The 20,142-nt window shown below is 67.4% G+C and carries 17 protein-coding genes; 16 read left to right on the top strand and 1 reads right to left on the bottom strand.

Features of this window, described 5'->3' with window-relative positions; all coding sequences use genetic code 11:
• The first annotated feature begins 130 nt into the window (after positions 1 to 130).
• The 3 genes from proC (at position 131) to QP997_RS04555 (ending at position 1,962) form a co-directional block, all read left to right on the top strand.
• Positions 131 to 967 carry a pyrroline-5-carboxylate reductase gene (gene proC / locus QP997_RS04565; RefSeq protein ID WP_148811568.1) on the top strand — a complete coding sequence of 279 codons (837 nt, stop codon included), beginning with the start codon at positions 131 to 133 and terminating at the stop codon, positions 965 to 967.
• Positions 968 to 1,362: 395 nt separating this feature from the next.
• Positions 1,363 to 1,569: a helix-turn-helix domain-containing protein gene (locus QP997_RS04560; RefSeq protein WP_041628442.1), complete on the top strand. Its 207-nt coding sequence runs from the start codon at positions 1,363 to 1,365 to the stop codon at positions 1,567 to 1,569.
• Positions 1,570 to 1,860: 291 nt separating this feature from the next.
• On the top strand, positions 1,861 to 1,962 hold the full coding sequence (locus QP997_RS04555; protein ID WP_012359487.1) for a 30S ribosomal protein bS22: 102 nt from the start codon (positions 1,861 to 1,863) through the stop codon (positions 1,960 to 1,962).
• A gap of 185 nt (positions 1,963 to 2,147) precedes the next feature.
• On the opposite strand, the gene QP997_RS04550 is transcribed toward QP997_RS04555, so the two are convergent.
• Positions 2,148 to 2,969 carry an HAD family hydrolase gene (locus QP997_RS04550; protein WP_284758325.1) on the bottom strand — a complete coding sequence of 274 codons (822 nt, stop codon included), beginning with the start codon at positions 2,967 to 2,969 and terminating at the stop codon, positions 2,148 to 2,150.
• Positions 2,970 to 3,167: 198 nt separating this feature from the next.
• Here QP997_RS04550 and QP997_RS04545 point away from each other — a divergent pair, with 198 nt between their 5' ends.
• The 13 genes from QP997_RS04545 to QP997_RS04485 all read left to right on the top strand — a co-directional run bounded on the left by QP997_RS04545 (position 3,168) and on the right by QP997_RS04485 (position 20,097).
• Positions 3,168 to 3,419, top strand: coding sequence for a glutaredoxin family protein (locus tag QP997_RS04545; RefSeq protein ID WP_070761139.1), 252 nt, complete (start codon positions 3,168 to 3,170; stop codon positions 3,417 to 3,419).
• A gap of 300 nt (positions 3,420 to 3,719) precedes the next feature.
• The gene (locus tag QP997_RS04540; RefSeq protein WP_284846360.1) at positions 3,720 to 5,204 is read left to right on the top strand and encodes a glutamyl-tRNA reductase; all 1,485 of its coding nucleotides are present in this window, start codon (positions 3,720 to 3,722) and stop codon (positions 5,202 to 5,204) included.
• Complete coding sequence (gene hemC, locus QP997_RS04535; RefSeq protein ID WP_284758329.1) at positions 5,194 to 6,144, top strand: hydroxymethylbilane synthase; 951 nt, start codon at positions 5,194 to 5,196, stop codon at positions 6,142 to 6,144. The genes QP997_RS04540 and hemC overlap by 11 nt, the downstream gene beginning before the upstream one ends.
• Before the next feature lie 94 nt (positions 6,145 to 6,238).
• Entirely contained in the window at positions 6,239 to 8,023 is a 1,785-nt protein-coding gene (locus tag QP997_RS04530) for a bifunctional uroporphyrinogen-III C-methyltransferase/uroporphyrinogen-III synthase (protein ID WP_502870431.1), read from the top strand.
• A 173-nt stretch (positions 8,024 to 8,196) separates the two neighbouring features.
• Positions 8,197 to 10,872 (top strand): multicopper oxidase domain-containing protein, encoded by a 2,676-nt coding sequence (locus tag QP997_RS04525; protein ID WP_284846358.1) that lies wholly within the window; start codon positions 8,197 to 8,199, stop codon positions 10,870 to 10,872.
• A gap of 5 nt (positions 10,873 to 10,877) precedes the next feature.
• Positions 10,878 to 11,420 carry a hypothetical protein gene (locus QP997_RS04520; protein ID WP_284846357.1) on the top strand — a complete coding sequence of 181 codons (543 nt, stop codon included), beginning with the start codon at positions 10,878 to 10,880 and terminating at the stop codon, positions 11,418 to 11,420.
• Positions 11,421 to 11,541: 121 nt separating this feature from the next.
• Positions 11,542 to 12,567 (top strand): porphobilinogen synthase, encoded by a 1,026-nt coding sequence (hemB, locus tag QP997_RS04515; RefSeq protein ID WP_187441021.1) that lies wholly within the window; start codon positions 11,542 to 11,544, stop codon positions 12,565 to 12,567.
• 73 nt (positions 12,568 to 12,640) lie between these two features.
• Positions 12,641 to 13,564: an MFS transporter gene (locus tag QP997_RS04510; RefSeq protein WP_284846356.1), complete on the top strand. Its 924-nt coding sequence runs from the start codon at positions 12,641 to 12,643 to the stop codon at positions 13,562 to 13,564.
• 9 nt (positions 13,565 to 13,573) lie between these two features.
• Positions 13,574 to 16,381: a heavy metal translocating P-type ATPase gene (locus QP997_RS04505; RefSeq protein WP_148811576.1), complete on the top strand. Its 2,808-nt coding sequence runs from the start codon at positions 13,574 to 13,576 to the stop codon at positions 16,379 to 16,381.
• Positions 16,382 to 16,561: 180 nt separating this feature from the next.
• The gene (gene hemL / locus QP997_RS04500; RefSeq protein ID WP_284846355.1) at positions 16,562 to 17,905 is read left to right on the top strand and encodes a glutamate-1-semialdehyde 2,1-aminomutase; all 1,344 of its coding nucleotides are present in this window, start codon (positions 16,562 to 16,564) and stop codon (positions 17,903 to 17,905) included.
• Between the two features lie 34 nt (positions 17,906 to 17,939).
• On the top strand, positions 17,940 to 18,545 hold the full coding sequence (locus QP997_RS04495) for a histidine phosphatase family protein (protein ID WP_070758566.1): 606 nt from the start codon (positions 17,940 to 17,942) through the stop codon (positions 18,543 to 18,545).
• A 46-nt stretch (positions 18,546 to 18,591) separates the two neighbouring features.
• On the top strand, positions 18,592 to 19,272 hold the full coding sequence (locus QP997_RS04490) for a TlpA family protein disulfide reductase (protein WP_284846354.1): 681 nt from the start codon (positions 18,592 to 18,594) through the stop codon (positions 19,270 to 19,272).
• The gene (locus QP997_RS04485; RefSeq protein ID WP_284780580.1) at positions 19,273 to 20,097 is read left to right on the top strand and encodes a cytochrome c biogenesis CcdA family protein; all 825 of its coding nucleotides are present in this window, start codon (positions 19,273 to 19,275) and stop codon (positions 20,095 to 20,097) included.
• Positions 20,098 to 20,142: the final 45 nt, after the last annotated feature.

The following is a 20,142-nucleotide window of genomic DNA, read 5'->3' as shown; positions in this document are numbered from 1 at the left end:
CAGCCACGTTCGGGCGGGGTGCTGTGGCGCCGGAGGGCGACGTCCTCACAACTGGATGCGAGACCACCGAAAACGGGGGAGCTGCACGCAAGCGCTGCAATCGACGCGCCGGGCTGGCACCCTGGAGGGCATGACTCGAATCGCAATCATCGGCGGCGGGAACATCGGCGAAGCATTGATCGCCGGGCTCGTCGCAGACGGAATTGACCCGAAGAACATCATCGTCGCGAACCGCAGCGAAGACCGGCTCACCGAGCTGGCGGACCGCTACGGGGTGCTGACCGCGGAGGACTCGGTCACCGCCGCGGTGGAAGCGGACGTCCTGTTCAACTGCGTGAAGCCCGACGGCACGCTCTCCGTTTTCGACGAGGTCGCGGAACAGCTGGACGATAACGACGCCACGACGGTCGCGGTCTCCGTCGCCGCTGGCGTGACCATCGGTGCGATGGAGAATGTGCTGCCTGCGGGCACCCCGGTGGTGCGCGTGATGCCGAATACCCCGATGCTGGTCGGCAAGGGGACCAGCGCGATCGCGGGTGGCCGCTTCGCGACGGAGGAGCAGCTGGAGACGGTGCGCGAACTGCTGGCCAAGGTGGGCACCGCGGTGATCGTCAAGGAGAAGGACATCGACGCGGTCACGGCGGTCTCCGGGTCCGGCCCGGCATACTTCTTCCTCGTCGCCGAGGCGATGGTGGACGCAGGCGTGAACCTGGGTCTGCCACGGGCGCTGGCCGAAAAGCTCGCGATCGGTACCGCAGAGGGTGCAGCCCAGATGATGGCCAACGGCCTTGCCGAGGGTGGTGACGGCCCGGTGGAGCTGCGGGCGAAGGTCTCCAGCCCGGGCGGGACGACCTCCATGGCGACCCGCACCCTGGAGGAGGAGGGGCTGCGCCGTGCCTTCTTCCGCGCGATGGAGGCGTGCCGGGACCGCTCCGTGGAGCTCGGCGCCCCACCGAAGGGGGACTAGGGGAGCACGGGGTGCCGTGGGGGAGGCAGCGCATCGTGGGGGTGTGAAGTGATAGCGCGTAAGGGGGTTAAGAGCGGTGCGTGAGGGGTCGCATCGTGGGGCCTGCCGCAATGCGCGGCGGGCCCGATTTTTGTAATTTCAAGACTCCCGGGGCGGGAAGAGTCTCAAGTGAAACTTGAGGTGGGGGTGGTGGGTGTTGAACTGTTTGCACTGGTCAACCCAAGTCACAAAAAGAAACAAATAGCACTTTCGACATAATCGTCCCTGAATGCGCAAGCGTCACTTGGTTCACGTTATAGTAGTGAGGAAAGCGTGGCCGCGTGATGTCCTGCAGAAGGGGAAGTCTGCAGCGCGGGGCCGTGTGAAGAAAGAGATAAGACTTTATGGCTAACCCAATGGGTGGAAATGACAAAGGAACCTTTCTGACCGTCGCTGAGGTTGCAGAGCTGATGCGCGTGTCGAAGATGACCGTGTATCGCCTGGTACACGCTGGCGACCTGCCGGCGGTGCGCGTGGGCCGCTCCTTCCGCGTCCACGAGCAGGCAGTGAGCGAGTACCTCGGTGCGTCCGTCTACGACGCCTCCGAGGGGCAGACTGGTTAGAAACCCTCCCCGACCGTGGTCTCAGCGCCATAGCAGTCGGGGTTTAGCGCTGCCACCGGCGCATAGAAACCGGCCCTTATGGGCCGATTTTTGTGCGCTCAGCCACTGGAGCGGTAGAATTTAATAATTCGTGTCCTATGTGAGCTCCCGGGTCGCCCCGGCGATGAAGCGCTGAAGCGTAGGGCTCGCCTTGTTCGCTGACTTCCGGGCGGCAGCCGCCTACCGGGGCTGCGGAACCGTCGCGATGGCGCGGCATACGAGTTTTCAACAATTTGAAGTGAGGTGCCCACGATGGGTTCTGTGATTAAGAAGCGCCGCAAGCGCATGTCCAAGAAGAAGCACCGCAAGATGCTGAAGCGCACCCGCGTGCAGCGTCGCAAGCTGGGCAAGTAAGCCGTACCGGGCCACGCGCCCGATTCGCGGCTCGCGAGACAATTCTCGCGACGAGACGGCTGCGATGCCGCCGCACGAGCCCCAGTGGGAGCCAACCGGCCCCGCTGGGGCTTCGTGCTGTTTAAACACTGGAAGCTGGAATGCCCGCGCTGAAGGAATCCAGCGGGGCGGCGGGCACTGGAGACCTAGCGCCGGGAGAGTGCGCCGGTGAGGGCGGGGAGGAGAAACCACCCCACCGCCCCGGCTGCCAGCATGCCCGCCGCCGTCGCGCTGGCTTCGGCCGCCAGCAGCGTGCGCTTCGGATCGTGCTTTCGGTACTCCACCGTCGGCCAGCCCCGCTCCCGGGCTGCCTCCGCCAGGCGGGGATCAGCGTTGACCGCGACGGCCCGGCCGACCAGGGAAAGCAGCGGCATGTCGTTAAAGGAATCCGAGTACGCCACGCAGCACGAAAGATCGTAGCCCTGCTGCTCCGCGAGGGCAGCCACGGCATCCCGCTTCTCGGGGCCGTGCAGGATATCTCCCACCAGCCGGCCTGTGAACCTCCCATCGGAGACTTCCGCCACCGTTCCCAACGCCCCGGTGAAGCCCAGGGCCCGGGCTATGACCTGTGCGAGCTGCACCGGTGCCGCGGTAACCAGCCACACACTGTGGCCGGCCTCCAGGTGCTCCTCGGCGAGCTCCCGGGCACCCGGGAAGATCCGCTGGGCAATCGTGCTCTCCCAGATCTCCTCCGTGAGCGCCACGACCTCGGCCTCGCTGCGGCCACGCACGATCTCGAGCGCCCGCTGCTTGCCGGAGGCGATATCCGGCTGGCTCTCGGTGCCGGAGAGGATGAACTTCGCCTGCTTCCAGGCGAAGCCCGCGATATCCCCCACGGTGAAGAAGCGCCGGGAGGCCAGCCCCAGCGCCAGCCAGAGGGAGGACGCCCCCTTGATGATCGTGTTGTCCAGGTCGAAGAATGCCGCGGTGCTGGGGTTTTGCGGAACATCAGCTTTGGGCGGGGACAACCTCAGTGTGCCGCCCGCGGCCAACCATGCCCCATGGACGGAGGCTCGGCCGCTTTCTAATTGTGTTGGGGTGACGGGGGGAAAGCTGTGTTGGCTCGGTTGGCTAGGTTGGGTCGGTTGAATGATTTGGATGGGTTGGCTGACACGGAAAGCTGTTGACTTAATCTCGCCCACGGCTACCAAGGTACCGTTGAATCCGTGACTGGTGATGAGAAGAAAACTGTGACCCTCCTGACCCGCACAACCTGCGGCTCCTGCGCCCGGGTCTGGGAACAGATCCGCCCGGTCGTCGCGGCGAAAAACGCCACGCTGGAGCGGGTCGACGTCGACGAGGACCCGGAGCTGAAAATGGAATTCGGTGACCGCGTGCCCGTCGTCCTCATCGACGACGAGGAATTCGCCTGCTGGGAAGTCGACAACGAAGAGCTCGCGGCTGCGCTTGAGGGCTAAAACGGCAACGCGGGGCACCACGGAACATCACAGTTGGGCTGCGCGCCGTTCCCAACGTCCCGTCCCTATAACAGTCGGCTATGCCTGTTTTGTCATTGGGGTCGGTTAAGGGATACCGTAGGTAGCTGTTAAAGAGCCGATGGCAAGCGTCGGCAGGGGAGCTGCGCCCATCAGCAGCATCTGGCTACCGACCTCGTCGGCTGCGGTGCATCACCCCACCACGGGGGAGCATTCGGCCCACCGTCGGCGGCCCCAAGGCCCGGGTCCGACTCCCGGTTCGCGAGGAGGCACGCAAGACCGATGGCTGGGCACGTCCAAACCGGTTCCGCCGCCGTGCTGCTCGTCGGGCTTTCCTTCCGCTCCGCCCCGGTATCCCTCCTCGAGCAGGTCTCCACGGTCGATAGCGACCTTCCCAAGCTGGAAAGTGCCCTGCTGGATCACGACTCCCTCTCCGAGGCGCTGGTTCTGTCCACCTGCAATCGGATGGAGTTTTACACCGTCGCCAATGCCTTCCACCCCGGCCTCGACCACATCGTGGACACCATCGCCACCTACTCCGGGCTCGCCGACAGCGACCTGGAACCGCACCTCTACGTTCACTACTCCGACGCCGCGGTGGAGCACATGCTCAACGTTGCCTCCGGCCTGGACTCCATGGTGCTGGGGGAACAGCAGATCATCGGCCAGCTCCGCGGCGCCTACGAGGAGTCGAAGGAGGCCGGCACCGTCGGGCGCACCCTCCACGATCTCACCCAGCGAGCCCTGCGCACCGGTAAGCGCGTCCACAGCGAGACGGAGATCGACTCCGCCGGCTCCTCGATGGTCAGCTTCGCCCTCGACCAGGCCCTGACCGTGCTCGGGATCCCGGAGGCCAGCAGCACCGCGTTGAGCGGGCGGCGTGCTGTCGTCATCGGGGCCGGCGCGATGTCCTCCCTCGCCTCCACTCACCTCGGCCGTCTCGGCATCGAGCACGTGACCGTCGCGAACCGCACCGTCGAGCGCGCTGAGCAGCTGGCCTCCCACGCGGTGGAGGCAGGCGTGCCGGCCCGCGGCATCGGCCTGGACGAACTGCCCGCGGCGCTGACGGGGGCGGACATCGTCGTTTCCGCGACGGGTGCGGTGGGAACCGTCGTCAGCGCGGCGGACATCAAGGCTGCGCAGAAGGTCCGGGAGGGTCGCCAGCAGGTCCTCATCGACCTGTCCATGCCCCGCGACATCGAGCAGGCCACGGCCGACGTGCCGGGGGTCGCGCTGCTCAACATCGAAGAACTCACCGGGATGACCGAGGACACCATCGAGGACGAGGACGCCGCCCGCGGCATCGTCGCCGAGGAGCTCGAGGGTTTCCTGGAGCAGCAGCGCGCCCAGGCCGTCGTCCCCACCGTCAAGGCCCTGCGCCAGCAGGCGATGGACGCGCTCAGCAACGAGATGCTCGCGCTGCAGCGGCAGACGCCGGGGATGTCCGACGAGGACCGCGAGGCTGTGAACCGCTCGATGCGCCGCCTCGTGGAAAAGCTGCTGCACACCCCGACGGTGCAGGCCAAGAAGCTCTCCGCGGCGGGCCAGTCCGTCAGCTACCCCGATGCCCTGGCTGCCCTGTTCAACCTTCCAACCGGCATGACCCAACAGGTCAGCGCGGTGAAGGGCGCGAACGCGGGCAGTGGGCAGCGGAAGCAGCAAAAACCGCAAGAAAATCGAGTATCCGCCGCGCGGGCCGTGTACCGCTCGACCTACCAGGACCTGACTCAGGCCTCGACCCCAGGAGGGAAAGACGATGACAGATAACCGCCGTTTGCTCGTCGGTACGCGTGGCTCCACGCTGGCTACCACGCAGGCAGGCCATGTCCGCCAGGGCATGGCCGACGCCGGCTACGAGGCCGAGCTGCATATCGTCCACACCCCGGGGGATGCCTCCCAGGCCTCCCAGATCCCGGTCGCGAAGGTCGGCGTGGGTGTGTTCACCGAGACGTTGCGCACCGCATTGGACGAGCGCGAATGCGACGTGGCGGTGCACTCCTTCAAGGATCTGCCGACCGCCCCGGACGCCCGCTTCCGCGCGGTGGTTCCGGAGCGCGTGGACTCCCGCGAGGTTCTGATCAGCGTGGATAACAAGAAGCTGATGGAGCTGCCGGAGGGCGCGAAGGTCGGCACCTCCGCGCCACGTCGTGTCTCTCAGCTGCGCGCCCTGCGCCCGGACCTGGAGATCCTGCCGCTGCGCGGGAACATCGGCACCCGCATGGGCCGGGTCGGCGACGACCTGGACGCCGTGATCCTCGCCCGCGCCGGGCTGGAGCGCGTCGGCTGGCTGGACAAGGCCGCCGAGTCCATCGACCCGGAGCTCATCCTGCCCGCTCCGGCGCAGGGCGCGCTGTGCGTGGAGGTCCGCGCGGATGACGAGGAGGCTTGGAACTCCGTGGCTGCGCAGAACCACATCCCGAGCTATGCCTGCGTGGTCGGCGAGCGCACCGTGCTCTCCACCATGGAGGCGGGCTGCTCCGCCCCGGTGGCCGCACACGCGACCCTCAACGAGCAGCAGAACCAGCTGACCGTGACCGGTGGTGTGTTTGCCATTGACGGCTCCCGCAAGCTGCTGGAGACCCGCACCGTGGACATCGACCTGGCGGGCGACTGGCGTGCGGCTGCCGCCGGCGTCGGCGCCCAGATCGGCCGGATCCTGCTGGACGCCGGAGCCGCAGAACTCGTGGCGGAGGCCCGCGAGAGCTAACAGTGGGCTCGCGGAACCCCAGGGTGGGGTGCTGCGAGCTGCCTCACCCCGCCACCCGAAAGAGCGTTCCCCTTCGGAACTGCCCCGAAATGACATGGAAAAGATCAGTATGACTACCTCCGGACTTACCCCGCAGGGGACAGGCCGCGTCCTGTTCGTTGGTGCCGGCCCCGGAAATCCGGAATTGCTGACCGTTCGCGCCCAGAAGGCCCTGGAGAGCACCGCCCACGCGTGGGTGGACCCCGAGGTCCTGGAAGGCGTGCGTGCCCTGGTGGGTGCCCAGGTGCCCGTCCCACAGCACAAGATCGATGCTGCCGAGGCCGAGTGGCAGGCCAAGGTCGCCGCGGCGAAGGAGGCGGGCGCTCGCCGGAAGCCGCCCCGTCCCGCACCGCCGACCGCGGCTGAAATCCGTCTTGCCGCACCCTTCGTTGGGGAGGGGGCCGTTGCAGAGGGGGAGGCCGAGCCGGTCCAGCAGCTGACCGCGAGCCAGATCGCCGAGGAGATGGTCGCGCTGGCCCGCGAGGGCGAGGACGTCATCCGCCTGGTGGCTGGCAACCCGCTGTCCAACCAGGCTGTGATGATGGAGCTGCAGGAGGTCGCGAACCTGGGTGTGGACTTCCAGGTCGTCCCTGGCATGACGGGGTCTGTCGCGGTGCCCGCGTTCACGGGCATCGGCGTCGGTTCGGACTTCACGGAGGCCGACGTGCGTGGCGGGGCGGACTGGGACCAGCTAGCCTCCGCGGGGCTGCCTCTGATCCTCACCGCCGCGCCGAGCGACCTGGCCACCATCGCCACCGAGCTGAAGGAACGCAACATCCCGGGCTCGACCGCGGCCACCGTCACCCTGTACGGCACGACCCGTAAGCAGCGCAGCTACGACGTCACCCTGGATACCCTGAAGTCCGTCGCGGCGGCCTCCGGGCCAGCCGCGAAGGAAGGCGAGCTGCCGGAGCAGCTGCTGGTCACGATCGGCTCCCAGGCCGGCAACCGCAGCAAGTACTCCTGGTGGGAGAACCGCGCCCTCTACGGCTGGACCGTGCTGGTGCCGCGCCCGAAGGCGCAGGCCGCCCCGATGAGCACGCGCCTGGCGAGTCATGGCGCGATTCCCGTGGAGGTGCCGACGATCTCCGTCGAGCCGCCGCGCACCCCGGCGCAGATGGAACGCGCCATCAAGAACCTCGTGGATGGTCACTACCACTGGGTGGTCTTCACCTCCGTCAATGCGGTGAAGGCGACCTGGGAGAAGCTCCAGGACTTCGGCCTGGACGCCCGCGCCCTGGCTGGTGTGCGGGTGGCCGCGGTGGGTCCGAAGACGGCCAGCGCGGTGCAGGCCCTGGGCATCACCCCGGAGCTGCTGCCCAAGGACGACGCCCGCAACGCCTCCGGTATCGTCGACGTGTTCCCGGCCCGCGATCCGGACCTGGACCTGGTCGACCGGGTGCTGCTGCCGCGCGCGGACATCGCGACGGAGGTCCTGGTCGAGGGGCTGTTGAAGCTGGGGTGGAAGGTCGACGACGTCGTCGCCTACCGCACCGTCCGCGCCGCTCCGCCGGCCCCGGAGATTCGCGACATGATCAAGTCCGGCGGCTTCGACGCGGTGTGCTTCACCTCCTCTTCGACCGTGAAGAACCTGGTGGGCATCGCCGGTAAGCCACACTCGCGCACCATCATCGCCTGCATCGGCCCGATGGCTGCCCAGACCGCCCGGGAACACGGGCTGCGGGTGGACGTCATGCCGGAGGTCGCCGGCGTTCCGGAGCTGGTGGATGCCCTGGCCGCCCACGTGGCGGACCTGCGAGCGAAGGGGCAGCTGCCACCGCCGCGCAAGCGTCGTCGCCGTCGGAAGAAGACGAGCGAGCAGAACGCAACGGCGAAGTAGGGGGAGAAGCCATGACACCCGTCGGCACGTGATGCCGGCGGGTTTGCGCGTCCCAGTAAGCTAGAAACATGGGAAAAGGAGTATCTGGGACGCATGATAGTCGGCGGTCGTGGCACCGGCGAGCCGGGCGCCCGGTCAACATTTGGCTGAGTCTCCTGCTGGTCGCCGGGTTCGTGCACCCCGCTTTGCCCGAATACCGCTGGGTGCTCATCCACCTGCTGACCTTGGGTGCGGTGACCAACTCCATCGTCGTGTGGTCCCAACGCTTCACCGAACAGCTGCTAGACCAGCGATGCCCGGATTCCGCTCGGCCGCGCCAGCTGAGGCGCATCTGGGTGCTCAACACAGGTATTGCGTTGACGATGATCGGTCAGCTCGGCAAGGGGGCCGAAGGTGCTTTCGATGCCGCGTTAACGATCGCGCACAGCATCACCGTCGCTGGTGCTGCGATCGTGGGGCTGAGCTTGTGCTCGCACGCACTAAGCCTGCTGCGGCAGGCTCGCAAAGCTCGAGCACACATGCAGCACAGCCTGCCGCTGGTGCCCGTCAGCGCATATATTCTTGCAGCCCTGTTCCTACCGATTGGCGCGATCGCGGGCGCACTCCTGGCAGTGGGCATGCCCTCACCGTGGCAGGAACGCCTCCTGCTGGCACACACCGCGGTGAACGTGCTGGGCTTTTTGGGCTTTGCTGCGTCCGCCAGCCTGACATTCCTCGCCCCGCAACTGCAGAGCGCGCTGGGCAGCGACAAGACACGCGACGGACGTCCTGGGGTGGGGCATGCGGCTCGGCGGCTGTGGGGCGTGATCATCCTGCAGGGGATTGGAGTCCTCAGCATCGGCGGTGGCGCGCTCCTTGACCAGCGCTTCGTGGTCCTTGGCGGGCTTGTCGCTTATGTGGCCGCCTGGGGGATCCTGTTGTCTACCTATGCCCCAGCAGTTCTGCAGGGGATCTTCAGCGGGAGCGCACCGGTGTTTGCGGGCGTGGCCATGGTGGCTGCTCCGCTGTGGCTCATCGGCGGCCTGCTGCGGCTCGCAGGTCAGATCGCCATCGGCACCCCGGCCAGCGAGGCCACGCTGCCAACGCTGGCGTTGACCGTGGGCTTTGCGGCCCAGCTGCTGCTGGGAGTAATGAGCTATCTGCTGCCGACCACGATTGGTGGCCCACGCCCCGCCGTTACCGCGGGGCTGAAGGCTTTGGATTGGGCTGGACCATTCCGCACGGTGCTGCTGAACCTGGGTTTGGCGGTGTGGCTGCTGCCGATCAGTAGCTGGCTGAAGGTTGCCGTGTCGGTGCTGACCCTCCTGCCACTCGCTCTCGTGGTGCCCCTGATTCCTAGGGCGGTTAAGGCTCAAGGCGCACGCCTGGCGGCCTTCGCGCGTGGGCGCCGAGAGACAGTGGCCGAGCGCCCCGAGAACGAGCCCGCAGAGCAACCCGGCGAGGCAACCACAGGGGTGTCAGAAAACCGCGAGAACCCGGTGGGCAGCACACGGCGCGGTGGCGTCGCCGAAGTAGCCGCTGCCATCGCGACGATTGCCCTGGTGCTCGCCAGCGGGGCAGCTCTCGGCGGATCGGGTGGCTCCACGAACACTGCTACCGATTCGCAGGTCGTCCCTACGGGCAACACCGTGCGGGTGGAGGTGTCCGCCAAGGGCATGGCTTTCCATCCCGACAGTGTTACCGTAGAGCCCGGCGACAAACTCGAACTCGTGCTCACCAACGATGACAAGCAGGACCACGACCTGAAACTCGCAACCGGGGCCGAAACGGGGCGCGTGTCCCCGGGCGACACTCGTGTGCTCGACGCCGGAATCATCAGCGCGGACGTGGAAGGGTGGTGCACCATTGCGGGGCACCGCATGCAGGGCATGACCTTCATGGTCCACACCAGCGGCGATGGCGATGCGTCACAGACTTCCGGCGGAGGAACCCGGTCGGAACACACTGCTCATGGTGCCGGCTCCGGGAGCCCAGGCGAGGAAATCCCCGATACACCGCTCGACCCGGCCTGGATGCGGGACCCGGAACTCGCACCGGCGAGCGCGAACCGCACCCACCGGATCACGATCGACGTCCAGCAGGTCCAGGGAACCCCGCACGAAGGCGGAGCCACCCGCGGTTGGTGGACCTTCAACGGCAAACCGATGGGACCAACCCTGCGTGGCAAGGTCGGGGATACCTTCGAAATCGTGCTGAAGAACTCCGGCACGATGAACCACTCCATCGACTTCCACGCGGGCATCGTCTCCCCGGATGAGCCCATGCGGGACATTGCCCCGGGGGAGCAGCTGACTTACCGTTTCACTGCAGATAACGCCGGGATCTGGATGTACCACTGCGCGACAATGCCGATGAGCTTGCACGTGGCGGCCGGCATGTTCGGCGCAGTGATCATCGATCCGCCGGACTTGGATCCGGTGGACAAGGAGTTCCTGCTGGTGCAGTCGGAGGTCTACGGCCTGGACTCAGACTCGGAGCAGCCGGTAGACGAGGAGCTCCTGCAGGCCGCCCAACCGAGCGCGGTGGTGTTTAACGGGCTGGAGAACCAGTACGTTCAGTCCCCGTTGCGCCTGGAGCCAGGGCAGCGGGCACGGTTCTGGTTGCTCAACGCTGGCCCGAATATCGCGGAGAGTTTCCATATCGTGGGGACGCAATTCCCGGTGATGTACAAGGAGGGCGCCTACACGGTGCGTAATCAGCCTTCCGGTGCTGGGCAGGCACTCGACCTTCAGCCCGCGCAGGGCGGATTCGTGGAGGCGGAATTCCCGGAGGCGGGGACGTACACCTTCGTCAACCACCGTTTTGTGGACGCCGAACGCGGCGCGACGGGGCATGTTGTGGTGAAGTAGGGGCCATGGCAGCAAAGAAGAAGCACGGCGGTTCCAGCCCAGCTGGCGGCACACCGCCGCGGGACACCCGCAACGTCGTCCCGGTGCGCCCGCTCGCTGAGTTCGATGGCCTCCCGGAGGGTTTCGCTCAGGGGGAGGACGTCCCGATCCTCGCGACGAGTGCGTGGGGCGGGCCCAAGGGGCAGAAGCAGCAGATCGGGCTGGCAGCCTGGGGCGAGCTGCCCGCGGTGAACGCCGTGGACCCGTTCGTGATCGCCAGCCCGCACGTGCCCAGCGAGGTTCGGCTGCACGTGCGCGGCGAGGTGGGCACCCCGGACTTTAAGGAACCGCGCGAGCCACTGCTCATCGCGGAGGCCGGTGAGGCGCTGGCCGGGGCGGAGGTGCGGCGCACGCTGCTCGGCACGATGATCCATCCGCCCGCGGAGTTGCTCGCTGAGGTGGAAGGTTCGGCGGGGCTGCGGGCCACCATTGAGGCCCTGTGGATCACGGACGAAGGCGACGAGACCGTGACCTGGGCCGTGCGCCTGGCCGACGAAGCCACCGACTAAACCCCACCCCGTAGGCTCAGTTAGCCACGGAACCCCCGTAGCCAGCCGGAACCCGTAGCCAGTCGGGACGCTGCGGGCTGGGCCAACAGTGGTGTCTGCCCCGTGGCGTACCATCGGTGCTATGTCTGAATCCGCACAGAATTCCCAGCTGCAGTTCAATATTCCCCGCCGTCCGCGCCGCCTGCGCACCAACCCGGTGATGCGCGATTTCACGGCGGAGACCAGCCTGAACCCGAGCCAGCTCGTCCTGCCGATGTTCGTCGCGGACGGCCTTAGCGAGGCAAAGCCGATCAGCTCCCTGCCTGGGGTCTACCAGCACACCACCGACTCTCTGCTGCGCGCCGTCGAGGAAGCCGCGGAGGCGGGCGTGGGTTCCATCGACCTCTTCGGTGTTCCGCTGGACGAGGATAAGGACGCCACCGGGTCCGTGGGCGTGGACCCGGAGGGGATCCTGAACAAGAACCTCCGCGCGATCCGCGAGGAGTTCGGCAACGACATCCTCGTCATGGCCGATACCTGCCTCGACGAGTTCACCGACCACGGCCACTGCGGGGTGCAGGGCGAGGACGCCTTCGGCCAGCAGATCGTGGACAACGACGCCACCCTGGAGCAGTACGCCGCCCTCGCGGTCGCCCAGGCGGACGCCGGCGCTCACATCGTTAGCCCGTCCGGAATGATGGATGGCCAGGTCGCGGTCATCCGCGCGGCCCTGGACGCCTCCGGTCACGAGGACGTCTCCATCATGGCCTACTCCGCGAAGTACGCCTCCGCCTTCTACGGCCCGTTCCGCGAGGCCGTCGGATCCAGCCTGACCGGCGACCGCCGCACCTATCAGCAGGACCCCCGCAACCGCCGGGAATCCCTGTTGGAGACCCAGATGGATATCGACGAGGGTGCGGACATGGTGATGGTCAAGCCCGCGATGCCGTACCTGGACGTGCTGCGGGAGGTCGCGGACATGTCCCCGGTTCCGGTGGCCGCTTATCAGGTGTCCGGTGAATATGCGATGATCAGTGCAGCAGCCCAGAACGGTTGGATCGATCTGGAGCCGGCGATCATGGAGTCCCTGACGGGGATTCGCCGCGCCGGTGCGGACATCATCCTGACCTATTGGGCAACGACCGTCGCGAAGATGCTGCGCGGCTAGCCGAAGGATGTGCCGACAATCCCGCTGATTGTCGGCACGTATTTTCTCCCCACGACCCCTTGATCTGCGATTTATGAGCAATTCTTCTTCTCCCACTCCCTCCGGGCAGTCCCGTCCGCCGCGGCCGCGCGGCCAGCAGGGCCGGCAATGGGAGGCCAGCCCCGATAACGGGCACATCCCCGGCTACCCCAAGCCGGAGGACGGCGGCCCGGTCGGGCCCGGTTGGAACAACCCTCAGGGGCGGGACAATCAGCGGCAGTCTGGCAATGGCTCTAGGAATCAGGGAAGCCCGAACCCGGGCACGCCCCCGGAGCTGCCGAAGCCACCGAAGGTGGGCCGCCCGGATGGCCTGGCGCCGAGCCTCAAGGGGGCCCCGGAGAACGTCCGCCTGGGCGTGCGCGCCTGGCTGGCGGTCAGCGGCCTGCAGATCCTCTACGCCCTGGTGCAGTTCGCCGCGAACTTGAGCGACGACCGCGACCTGCGGCGCACCGTCACCAAGACGATCGAGGAGGGGGCCGGTGTTCCCGACGAGGTGACGGAGAACGTCTCCATCGACACCCTCGTCCTGGGGACGAATGCCCTGACGACCGCCTGGCTCGTCATCGCTGCCCTGATCTGCGCGTGGCTCACGCTGCGCGCCGGGCGAGGCGCGGTGTATTCCCGCATGTTCCTCAACGTGGGTTCGGTCTACCTCATGCTCACCGCGGTGCTGATGAGCCTGTCTTCCGGGCCATCGACGATGGCGGTCGGCTTCGTCCTCGCCCTCGGGGTGCTCAGCATCCTGGCCGGCGTGACCGCGGGCGTGGGCATGTGGTTCATGTCCCGCCCCGGTAACGAGGAGTGGTTCGGCATCCCGAGCCGCGAAGAGGTCGAGCGCTATGCCGAAGAATATGAGCAGGCCCGCCGCGAGCGCGATAAGCACAAGAGTGGAAAGAAGCGTCGCATCCCCTGGGGGAAGTCCCAGGATGAGAGTGCCGATAGCGAAGATAAGGCCTAAGCTGAGCCGATGGCGGGAAAATTCTCCACACCCCAACCCGGGCGGGGCGACGACATCCAGGAACTCGACCTGGCGATCGCGCAGGCCCGCAGCGCGGCCGAAGCGGCCGGCGTGGACGTCGAAAAGTACGACGCCGAAGAACACAGCAACGTGCTCAGCACGGGCAACGGACTTTCGTCCTACGCCTTCCACCTGGAAAACCTGGAGTCGGCGGCGCAGGCGACCTCCCTGGAGTACGAGCTCAACGCCATCGACGGGGTCGAGGCAGTGGTGGTGTACTCCGCCAACATGGTGTGGATCTCCGCGCTGGATAGCGTGCGGCCCGACGAGGTGCAGCGCCACCTCGAGGACGCCGGGATCCGCGGGCATCTCACCGCCTCCTCGCTGCGCCGCCGCGCCACGCGACTGACGAAGCAGGACCCGCGCATCCGGTCCCGCCGCGAATCCGCCCGCGAGCGTGCCATCATGGCCGCCCGGCGCCGCAAGGAGGGTGCGGGGGCGCGCCGCCGTGGGGAGGCCCGCGCCGGTGAGGTGCTGCACACCGCCCGCGAGCTGGTGACCGCCTGGCGGCTCATCATCGCGGTCGTCTTCGGCCTGCCTGTCGTGGCGATGCAGATGATCCCCTCCCTGCAGTTCGACTGGTGGCAGTGGGTGTGCCTGGCGCTGTCCACGGTCGTCGTCGGCTGGTCGGCCTGGCCCTTCCACCGCGCGATGGTCGCCGGTGTGCGCCGCAGCATGTCCGCCCTCGACGGGGCGAGCAGCCTAGCGATCCTGCTGGCCTACGGCTTCTCCGTGCTCTCCCTGATCACGACCTCCGCCTCCGACCCGACGTGGCGGGCCAACACCGTGTGGCTGGCCCGCACCTGGTCGGATCCGAGTTTCGAGGGTGCGATCTTTTTCGACGTCGCGTGCGGCGTGACGATCCTGCTGCTCTTCGGTCGCCTCCTTTCCCGGCGGAACCAGATCCGCACCCGGGCCGTGCTGGCGGTGCTGCAACCGCCGAAGAACGAGCCGATCACCGTCATTCGGAAGAACAAGTCGGAGAAGAAGGTCATCTCCACCGCGGAGATCAGGCGCGGCGACGACGTCCTGCTGGAAACGGGAATGACGTGCCCGGTGGACGGCGAGGTTATCAGCGGCCGCGGCGTCGTGGACATGGGGCCGGTCGGGGGAGTGGATCGCAAGAAGGAGCTCGTGGTCGGCGATCGGATTTACGCCGGGGCGACGAATCACGGGCAGACGCTCAAGGTGCGCGCCTACGCCACTGGCTCGCACACCCGCCTGGCCGCGATGGGGCGCTGGTTCACCCACGCCGCGCAGGACGAGAACCGGATGGCGCAGATCACCAACCGCTCGGCCGGCCTGCTGGTGCCGTGGGCTTTTGCCATCGCGGTGGTGAACTTCTGCATGTGGCTGATCTTCAACGGCTCCCTAGACGCGGCCGTGGCGACCAGTCTTTCTGTCCTCGCGGCGGTGGGTCCGGTGGCGCTGGCACTCTCCGCGCCTCTGGCCCTGCGCCTGGGCCTGGCTCGGGCGGCGAATTACGGCATGTTGCTGCGCGATAGCGCGACGATCCACCGGCTCTCCGGCGTGGACTCGATCATCTTCAACCGGCTGGGCACGCTCACCCGGGCACCGATGAACGTGGTGAACCTGACGGTCGCGCACGGGGAGCACCCGGAGCTGGTGCTGCGCGTCGCGGCCTCGCTGATGATGGAGTCCGAGCACGCGGTCTCCAAGGCGATCGTCCGCGCGGACCGCGAGACCCGCGACGCGAACTCCGGCTTCGACACCATCCCCGTGTGGCTGGAAACCGGCGAGGTGAAGGTGAACGCCGAGGGCACGTTTGTGGGCTCCATCGACGTCCCGGTCCCGCCGAAGGGGAAGAACTATAAGGACGTGGTGCGCCGCGACCGGCACGAGCTGCCGGCCTCCCCGGAGCTGACGGATGACGAGAACGTCCGTCGCGTCACCGCCCGGGTCTGGCGGCCAAAGGACCTGGGCGAGGTGCGCGACCCGCACCTGGCCTCCGCGGCGCTGTCCGGTGGCAGCCCCGTCGTCGTGTCCTGGAAGGGTAAGGACCGCGGCGTCATCAACGTCGCCGATGCTTTTAAGGACGACGCCGCCCTCGCGATCGAGGAGCTGGAATCGATGGGGGTGGAGACGCTGATGATGTCCCGCGACATGTACCCGGTGGCCCGCCACCTGGCGGATTCCATCGGGGCGTCTACCGTGCTGGCCGGCGTGGTGCCGGGTAAGAAGGCCAAGGCCGTGCGCGGCGTGCATGCCCGTGGGCACCGGGTGGCGATGGTTGGCGATCAGGATTCGATCGGCGCGCTGCGGGTGGCGGATGTGGGCATCCTCATGGGCTCCCCGAGCCGGACGGAGGCCGATAGCGCGGACGTGGTCCTGCTTCGGGACGACGTCATGGCGATCCCCACCCTGATTAACTTCGTCCGCCACGTGCGCAACACCGTGGACTGGAATGTGTGGCTGGCCTGGGCGTATAACGCTATCGCGATCACCCTGGCGGTGGCGGGCGTGATGAACCCGATGGCCGCCACGGTGGTCATGCTGCTGAGCTCCACCGTCATCGAGTGGCGCAGCTCCCGCATCCTGCGGCATAACTACAACGCCGCCACGATGCGGCACACGCACACCTGGCAGGGCTGGGTCGAGCGGCTGCGCAGCCGCCGGGAGCGCCGCCGTCGGGCGGAGCAGCGCGAGCAGTTCGTGGAGAGCGCGCGCCTGAACGCCACGGAGGATGGCCGGGAACTGCAGGAACACATCACCGGTCCCGGCGTCGCCGGTCGCTAGGGGTCGAGATGTTCGCGCGCCGGGGTGAACAGCCGCGCCCGGCGCAGTCGGCTTGCTAGGCCAGAAGCCTGCTCGCCAGCCGGCCCCACGGGCCGGCAGGGGTGTCCGGGGCCATCGGTAGGATGAGGGGCATAGTGCATGAAACCCACGAGGATCTTTAAAGAAAGGGCGATGTAGGCGATGGCTTCGACCAACACCAACGTCAACGCGGCAGCCGAGGAGCGCCACCACGAGAGCGCGGCGGCGATGGAGCGGGCACGCCGCTTCATCCCAGGGGGTGTGAACTCCCCGGTGCGCGCCTTCGGCTCGGTCGGTGGAACCTCCCCCTTCATCACCTCCGCCTCCGGCTCCCAGCTGCAGGATGCCGATGGCCTCAGCTACGTGGACCTGGTGTGCTCCTGGGGGCCGATGATCCACGGGCACGCCCACCCGGAGATCGTCGAGGCTGTGAAGTCGACCGCCTCCCGTGGCCTGTCCTTCGGCGCCCCGACCTCCCTGGAGGTCGACCTGGCCGAGGAGATCGTGAACCGCACGAGCGTGGAGAAGGTCCGTCTGGTTAACTCCGGCACCGAGGCCACCATGTCTGCCGTGCGCCTGGCCCGTGGCTTCACCGGTCGCGACAAGATCCTGAAGTTCGAGGGCTGCTACCACGGCCACGTGGACTCCCTGCTCGTTGCCGCCGGCTCTGGCGTGGCCACCTTCGGCCTGCCGGACTCTCCGGGCATCACCAAGGCCGCCGCCAGCGATACCGTCGTGGTGCCGTACCGCGACATCGAGGCCGTCAAGAAGGCATTTGCGGAGAACGAGGGCCAGATCGCCGCCATCATCACCGAGGCCACCCCGGGCAACATGGGCACCGTTTCCTCCATCACCGCGGACGGCACCAGCTTCAACGCCCAGCTCAAGGAGGTCGCGCACGCCAACGGCGCGCTGCTCATCGTCGACGAGGTCATGACTGGCTTCCGCGTGGGCTACCAGGGCTGGTTCGGCAAGGACGGCGTGGCCGGTGACCTCACGACCTTCGGCAAGGTCGTCTCCGGTGGCCTGCCCGCCGCAGCCTTCGGTGGCCGCGCCGAGATCATGGACCACCTGGCCCCGGTCGGCCCGGTGTACCAGGCCGGCACCCTCTCCGGTAACCCGGTCGCGATGGCCAGCGGACTGGCGTCGTTGAAGCTGGCGGATGAGGAGGCCTACCGCACCCTGGACGCCAACGCCGAGCGCCTGATCGGGCTGATCACCGAGGCGCTGGACCGGGAGTCCGTGGAGCACCACATCCAGCGCGCCGGGACGATGTTCTCCGTGCGCTTCGCGGACGGCGAGGGCACCAACTTCGAGGAGATGAAGGCCGCGGAGACCTTCCGTTACCCGGCCTTCTTCCACGAGCTGCTGGACAACGGCATCTTCGCCCCGCCGAGCGTGTTCGAGACCTGGTTCGTCTCCACCGCGCTGACGGACGCGGACTTCGAGCGTTTCGAGGCCGCCCTCGTGCCAGCCGCGAAGGCAGCCGCCGCCGCGGAGGCTTAGGCGCAGGCCGGGTCGGCCGGTAAGCTCGACAAGCATGACAACCATCGTGCATTTGGTTCGCCACGGCGAGGTCCACAACCCGGATCGGATCCTCTACGGTCGCCTCCCCGGCTACCGGCTCTCCGCCCGCGGCGAGAACATGGCTCATGCCACGGCCGCCGACCTGGCCGACCACCACGTCACCCACCTGGTGGCCTCCCCGCTGCAGCGCGCGCAGGAGACGGCCCGGCCCTTCGCCGAGAAACTCGGCCTGGAGATCCAGACCGATGAGCGGGTCATCGAGGCGGGCAACGACCTCGAAGGCCTGCACATCAAGGGGGTGCGCTCCGCGCTGTGGAACCCCAAGCGCTGGCACATGCTGCGCCGCCCGGCCGAGCCGAGCTGGGGCGAGCCCTATACCGAGATCCGCGACCGCATGTGGGAGGCCGTGGAATCCGCCCGCGCTGCTGCCCGCGGTTCCGAGGCCGTGATCGTGAGCCACCAGCTGCCGATCGTGATGATCCAGCGCGACGTGCGCGGCCAGAAGCTGGCCCACAACCCGGCCGCCCGCCAGTGCAACCTCGCCAGCGTGACCTCCCTGATCTTCGAGGGCAAGGAGCTGGTGGACATGATCTACTCCGAGCCCGCAGCCGATATTTAACGGGTCGCAACCCAAGCGAATAGCAGCAGAAAGGTAGGTAGGCCCCATGTCGCGACGAGGCGCCCATCTGAGGAGCACCCGTCCCAACCTCCGGTCACGCAGCCGCGCCGCACTGGCCGCACTGCTCACCGCCGCCGTCTCCCTCGGCGGGCTCACCGCCTGCGGGGAGGGCGCGACCGGCGACGACGCTGTCGCGGTCGGTGGCACCTTCGAATTCGTCTCCCCAGGCGGGCAGACCTCCATCAGCTACCCGCAGGAGGAGCGCAAGGAAGTCGCCAACCTCACCGGCGAGTCCCTCATGGAGGAAGGCGAGCAGATCAACCTGGAGGACTACGCCGGCAAGGCCGTCGTCCTGAACACCTGGGGCCAGTGGTGCGGACCGTGCCGCTCCGAGGCAGATGACCTGGAGCGCGTCCACGAGAAGCTGGTCAAGCGCGGCGACGGCACCGTCCTGGGCATCAACGTCCGCGATCCGTCGCGGGAGAAGCCGAAGAACTTCGTGCGCACCTACGGCATCACCTACCCGTCCATTTACGACCCACCGTTCAAGTCCGCGCTGCGGCTGGGCGGTATCCCGGCGTCCGTCATCCCGACGACGATCGTGCTGGATAAGCAGCACCGTCCGGCCCACATCTTCCTCAAGGAAGTCACCGACGATGAGCTGTGGAATGTCTTGGAGCCCATCCTCGACGAGGAAGACGGCGCCGGGGACGGGGAGGGTGCTTAAGTGCTGAGCCCGGAGCAGGCTGTGTTGACCCTCGCTGCGGGGGATATCGGCCAGCGTTTCGCGGATACGGTCTCCGCCGGTCCGCTGGTTCTTGCGATGCTGGCGGCCGCGCTGGCGGGCCTGGTCTCCTTTGCTTCGCCGTGTGTGATTCCGCTGGTGCCGGGCTATATCTCTTATCTCGCTGGCGTGGTCGGCGCGGACACCGAGTTCACCGAGCAGGGCACGAAGGTCGCGAATAAGAGGGGACGCGTGGGCGCTGCGGCGCTGCTGTTCGTCGCCGGTTTTACCGTGATCTTCCTGCTCGCCGCGGTGACGGTCTTTGGCCTGATCAGCACCCTGATGATCAACCAGCAGCTGCTCATGCGCATCGGTGGCGCGGTGACGATCCTCATGGGCGTGGTCTTCATGGGCTTCATCACCCCGCTGCAGGCCGACACTCGCATGGCGCCGAAGCGTTGGACGACCCTGGCGGGTGCCCCGCTGCTCGGCGGAATCTTCGCTTTGGGTTGGACGCCCTGCCTGGGCCCGACGCTCGCGGCGATCATCTCCGTCTCCACGGGTACCGAGGGCACGACCGCCGCGCGCGGGGTGCTGCTGATCATCGCCTACTGCATCGGCCTGGGGCTGCCTTTCATCTTGCTGGCTCTGGGGTCGCGCCGGGCGCTGGCAGGTGTTGGCTTCCTGCGCCGCCATTCGCGCCGCATCCAGGTGGTCGGCGGCATCTTGCTGGTGATTGTTGGGATTTTGCTGCTCACCGGGCAGTGGGCAATATTTGTGGAGTGGATCCGGGACGCGTTCATCAGTGATACAACGCTGCCGATCTAACGGGTGCGTAGAGCGTGTGCGCGAACAATGTGAAAGGGCATTTTC

The organism is Corynebacterium sp. MSK039, from assembly GCF_030232315.1.
GTDB lineage: Bacteria > Actinomycetota > Actinomycetes > Mycobacteriales > Mycobacteriaceae > Corynebacterium.
This window is presented reverse-complemented; position numbering and strand designations above follow the sequence as displayed.

Coding starts and splice junctions, on each gene's coding strand:
- proC (WP_148811568.1), top strand. CDS start 131: ATGACTCGAATCGCAATCATCGGCGGCGGGAACATCGGCGAAGCATTG.
- QP997_RS04555 (WP_012359487.1), top strand. CDS start 1,861: ATGGGTTCTGTGATTAAGAAGCGCCGCAAGCGCATGTCCAAGAAGAAG.
- QP997_RS04560 (WP_041628442.1), top strand. CDS start 1,363: ATGGGTGGAAATGACAAAGGAACCTTTCTGACCGTCGCTGAGGTTGCA.
- QP997_RS04520 (WP_284846357.1), top strand. CDS start 10,878: ATGGCAGCAAAGAAGAAGCACGGCGGTTCCAGCCCAGCTGGCGGCACA.
- hemC (WP_284758329.1), top strand. CDS start 5,194: ATGACAGATAACCGCCGTTTGCTCGTCGGTACGCGTGGCTCCACGCTG.
- hemL (WP_284846355.1), top strand. CDS start 16,562: ATGGCTTCGACCAACACCAACGTCAACGCGGCAGCCGAGGAGCGCCAC.
- hemB (WP_187441021.1), top strand. CDS start 11,542: ATGTCTGAATCCGCACAGAATTCCCAGCTGCAGTTCAATATTCCCCGC.
- QP997_RS04490 (WP_284846354.1), top strand. CDS start 18,592: ATGTCGCGACGAGGCGCCCATCTGAGGAGCACCCGTCCCAACCTCCGG.
- QP997_RS04510 (WP_284846356.1), top strand. CDS start 12,641: ATGAGCAATTCTTCTTCTCCCACTCCCTCCGGGCAGTCCCGTCCGCCG.
- QP997_RS04540 (WP_284846360.1), top strand. CDS start 3,720: ATGGCTGGGCACGTCCAAACCGGTTCCGCCGCCGTGCTGCTCGTCGGG.
- QP997_RS04505 (WP_148811576.1), top strand. CDS start 13,574: ATGGCGGGAAAATTCTCCACACCCCAACCCGGGCGGGGCGACGACATC.
- QP997_RS04530 (WP_502870431.1), top strand. CDS start 6,239: ATGGAAAAGATCAGTATGACTACCTCCGGACTTACCCCGCAGGGGACA.
- QP997_RS04495 (WP_070758566.1), top strand. CDS start 17,940: ATGACAACCATCGTGCATTTGGTTCGCCACGGCGAGGTCCACAACCCG.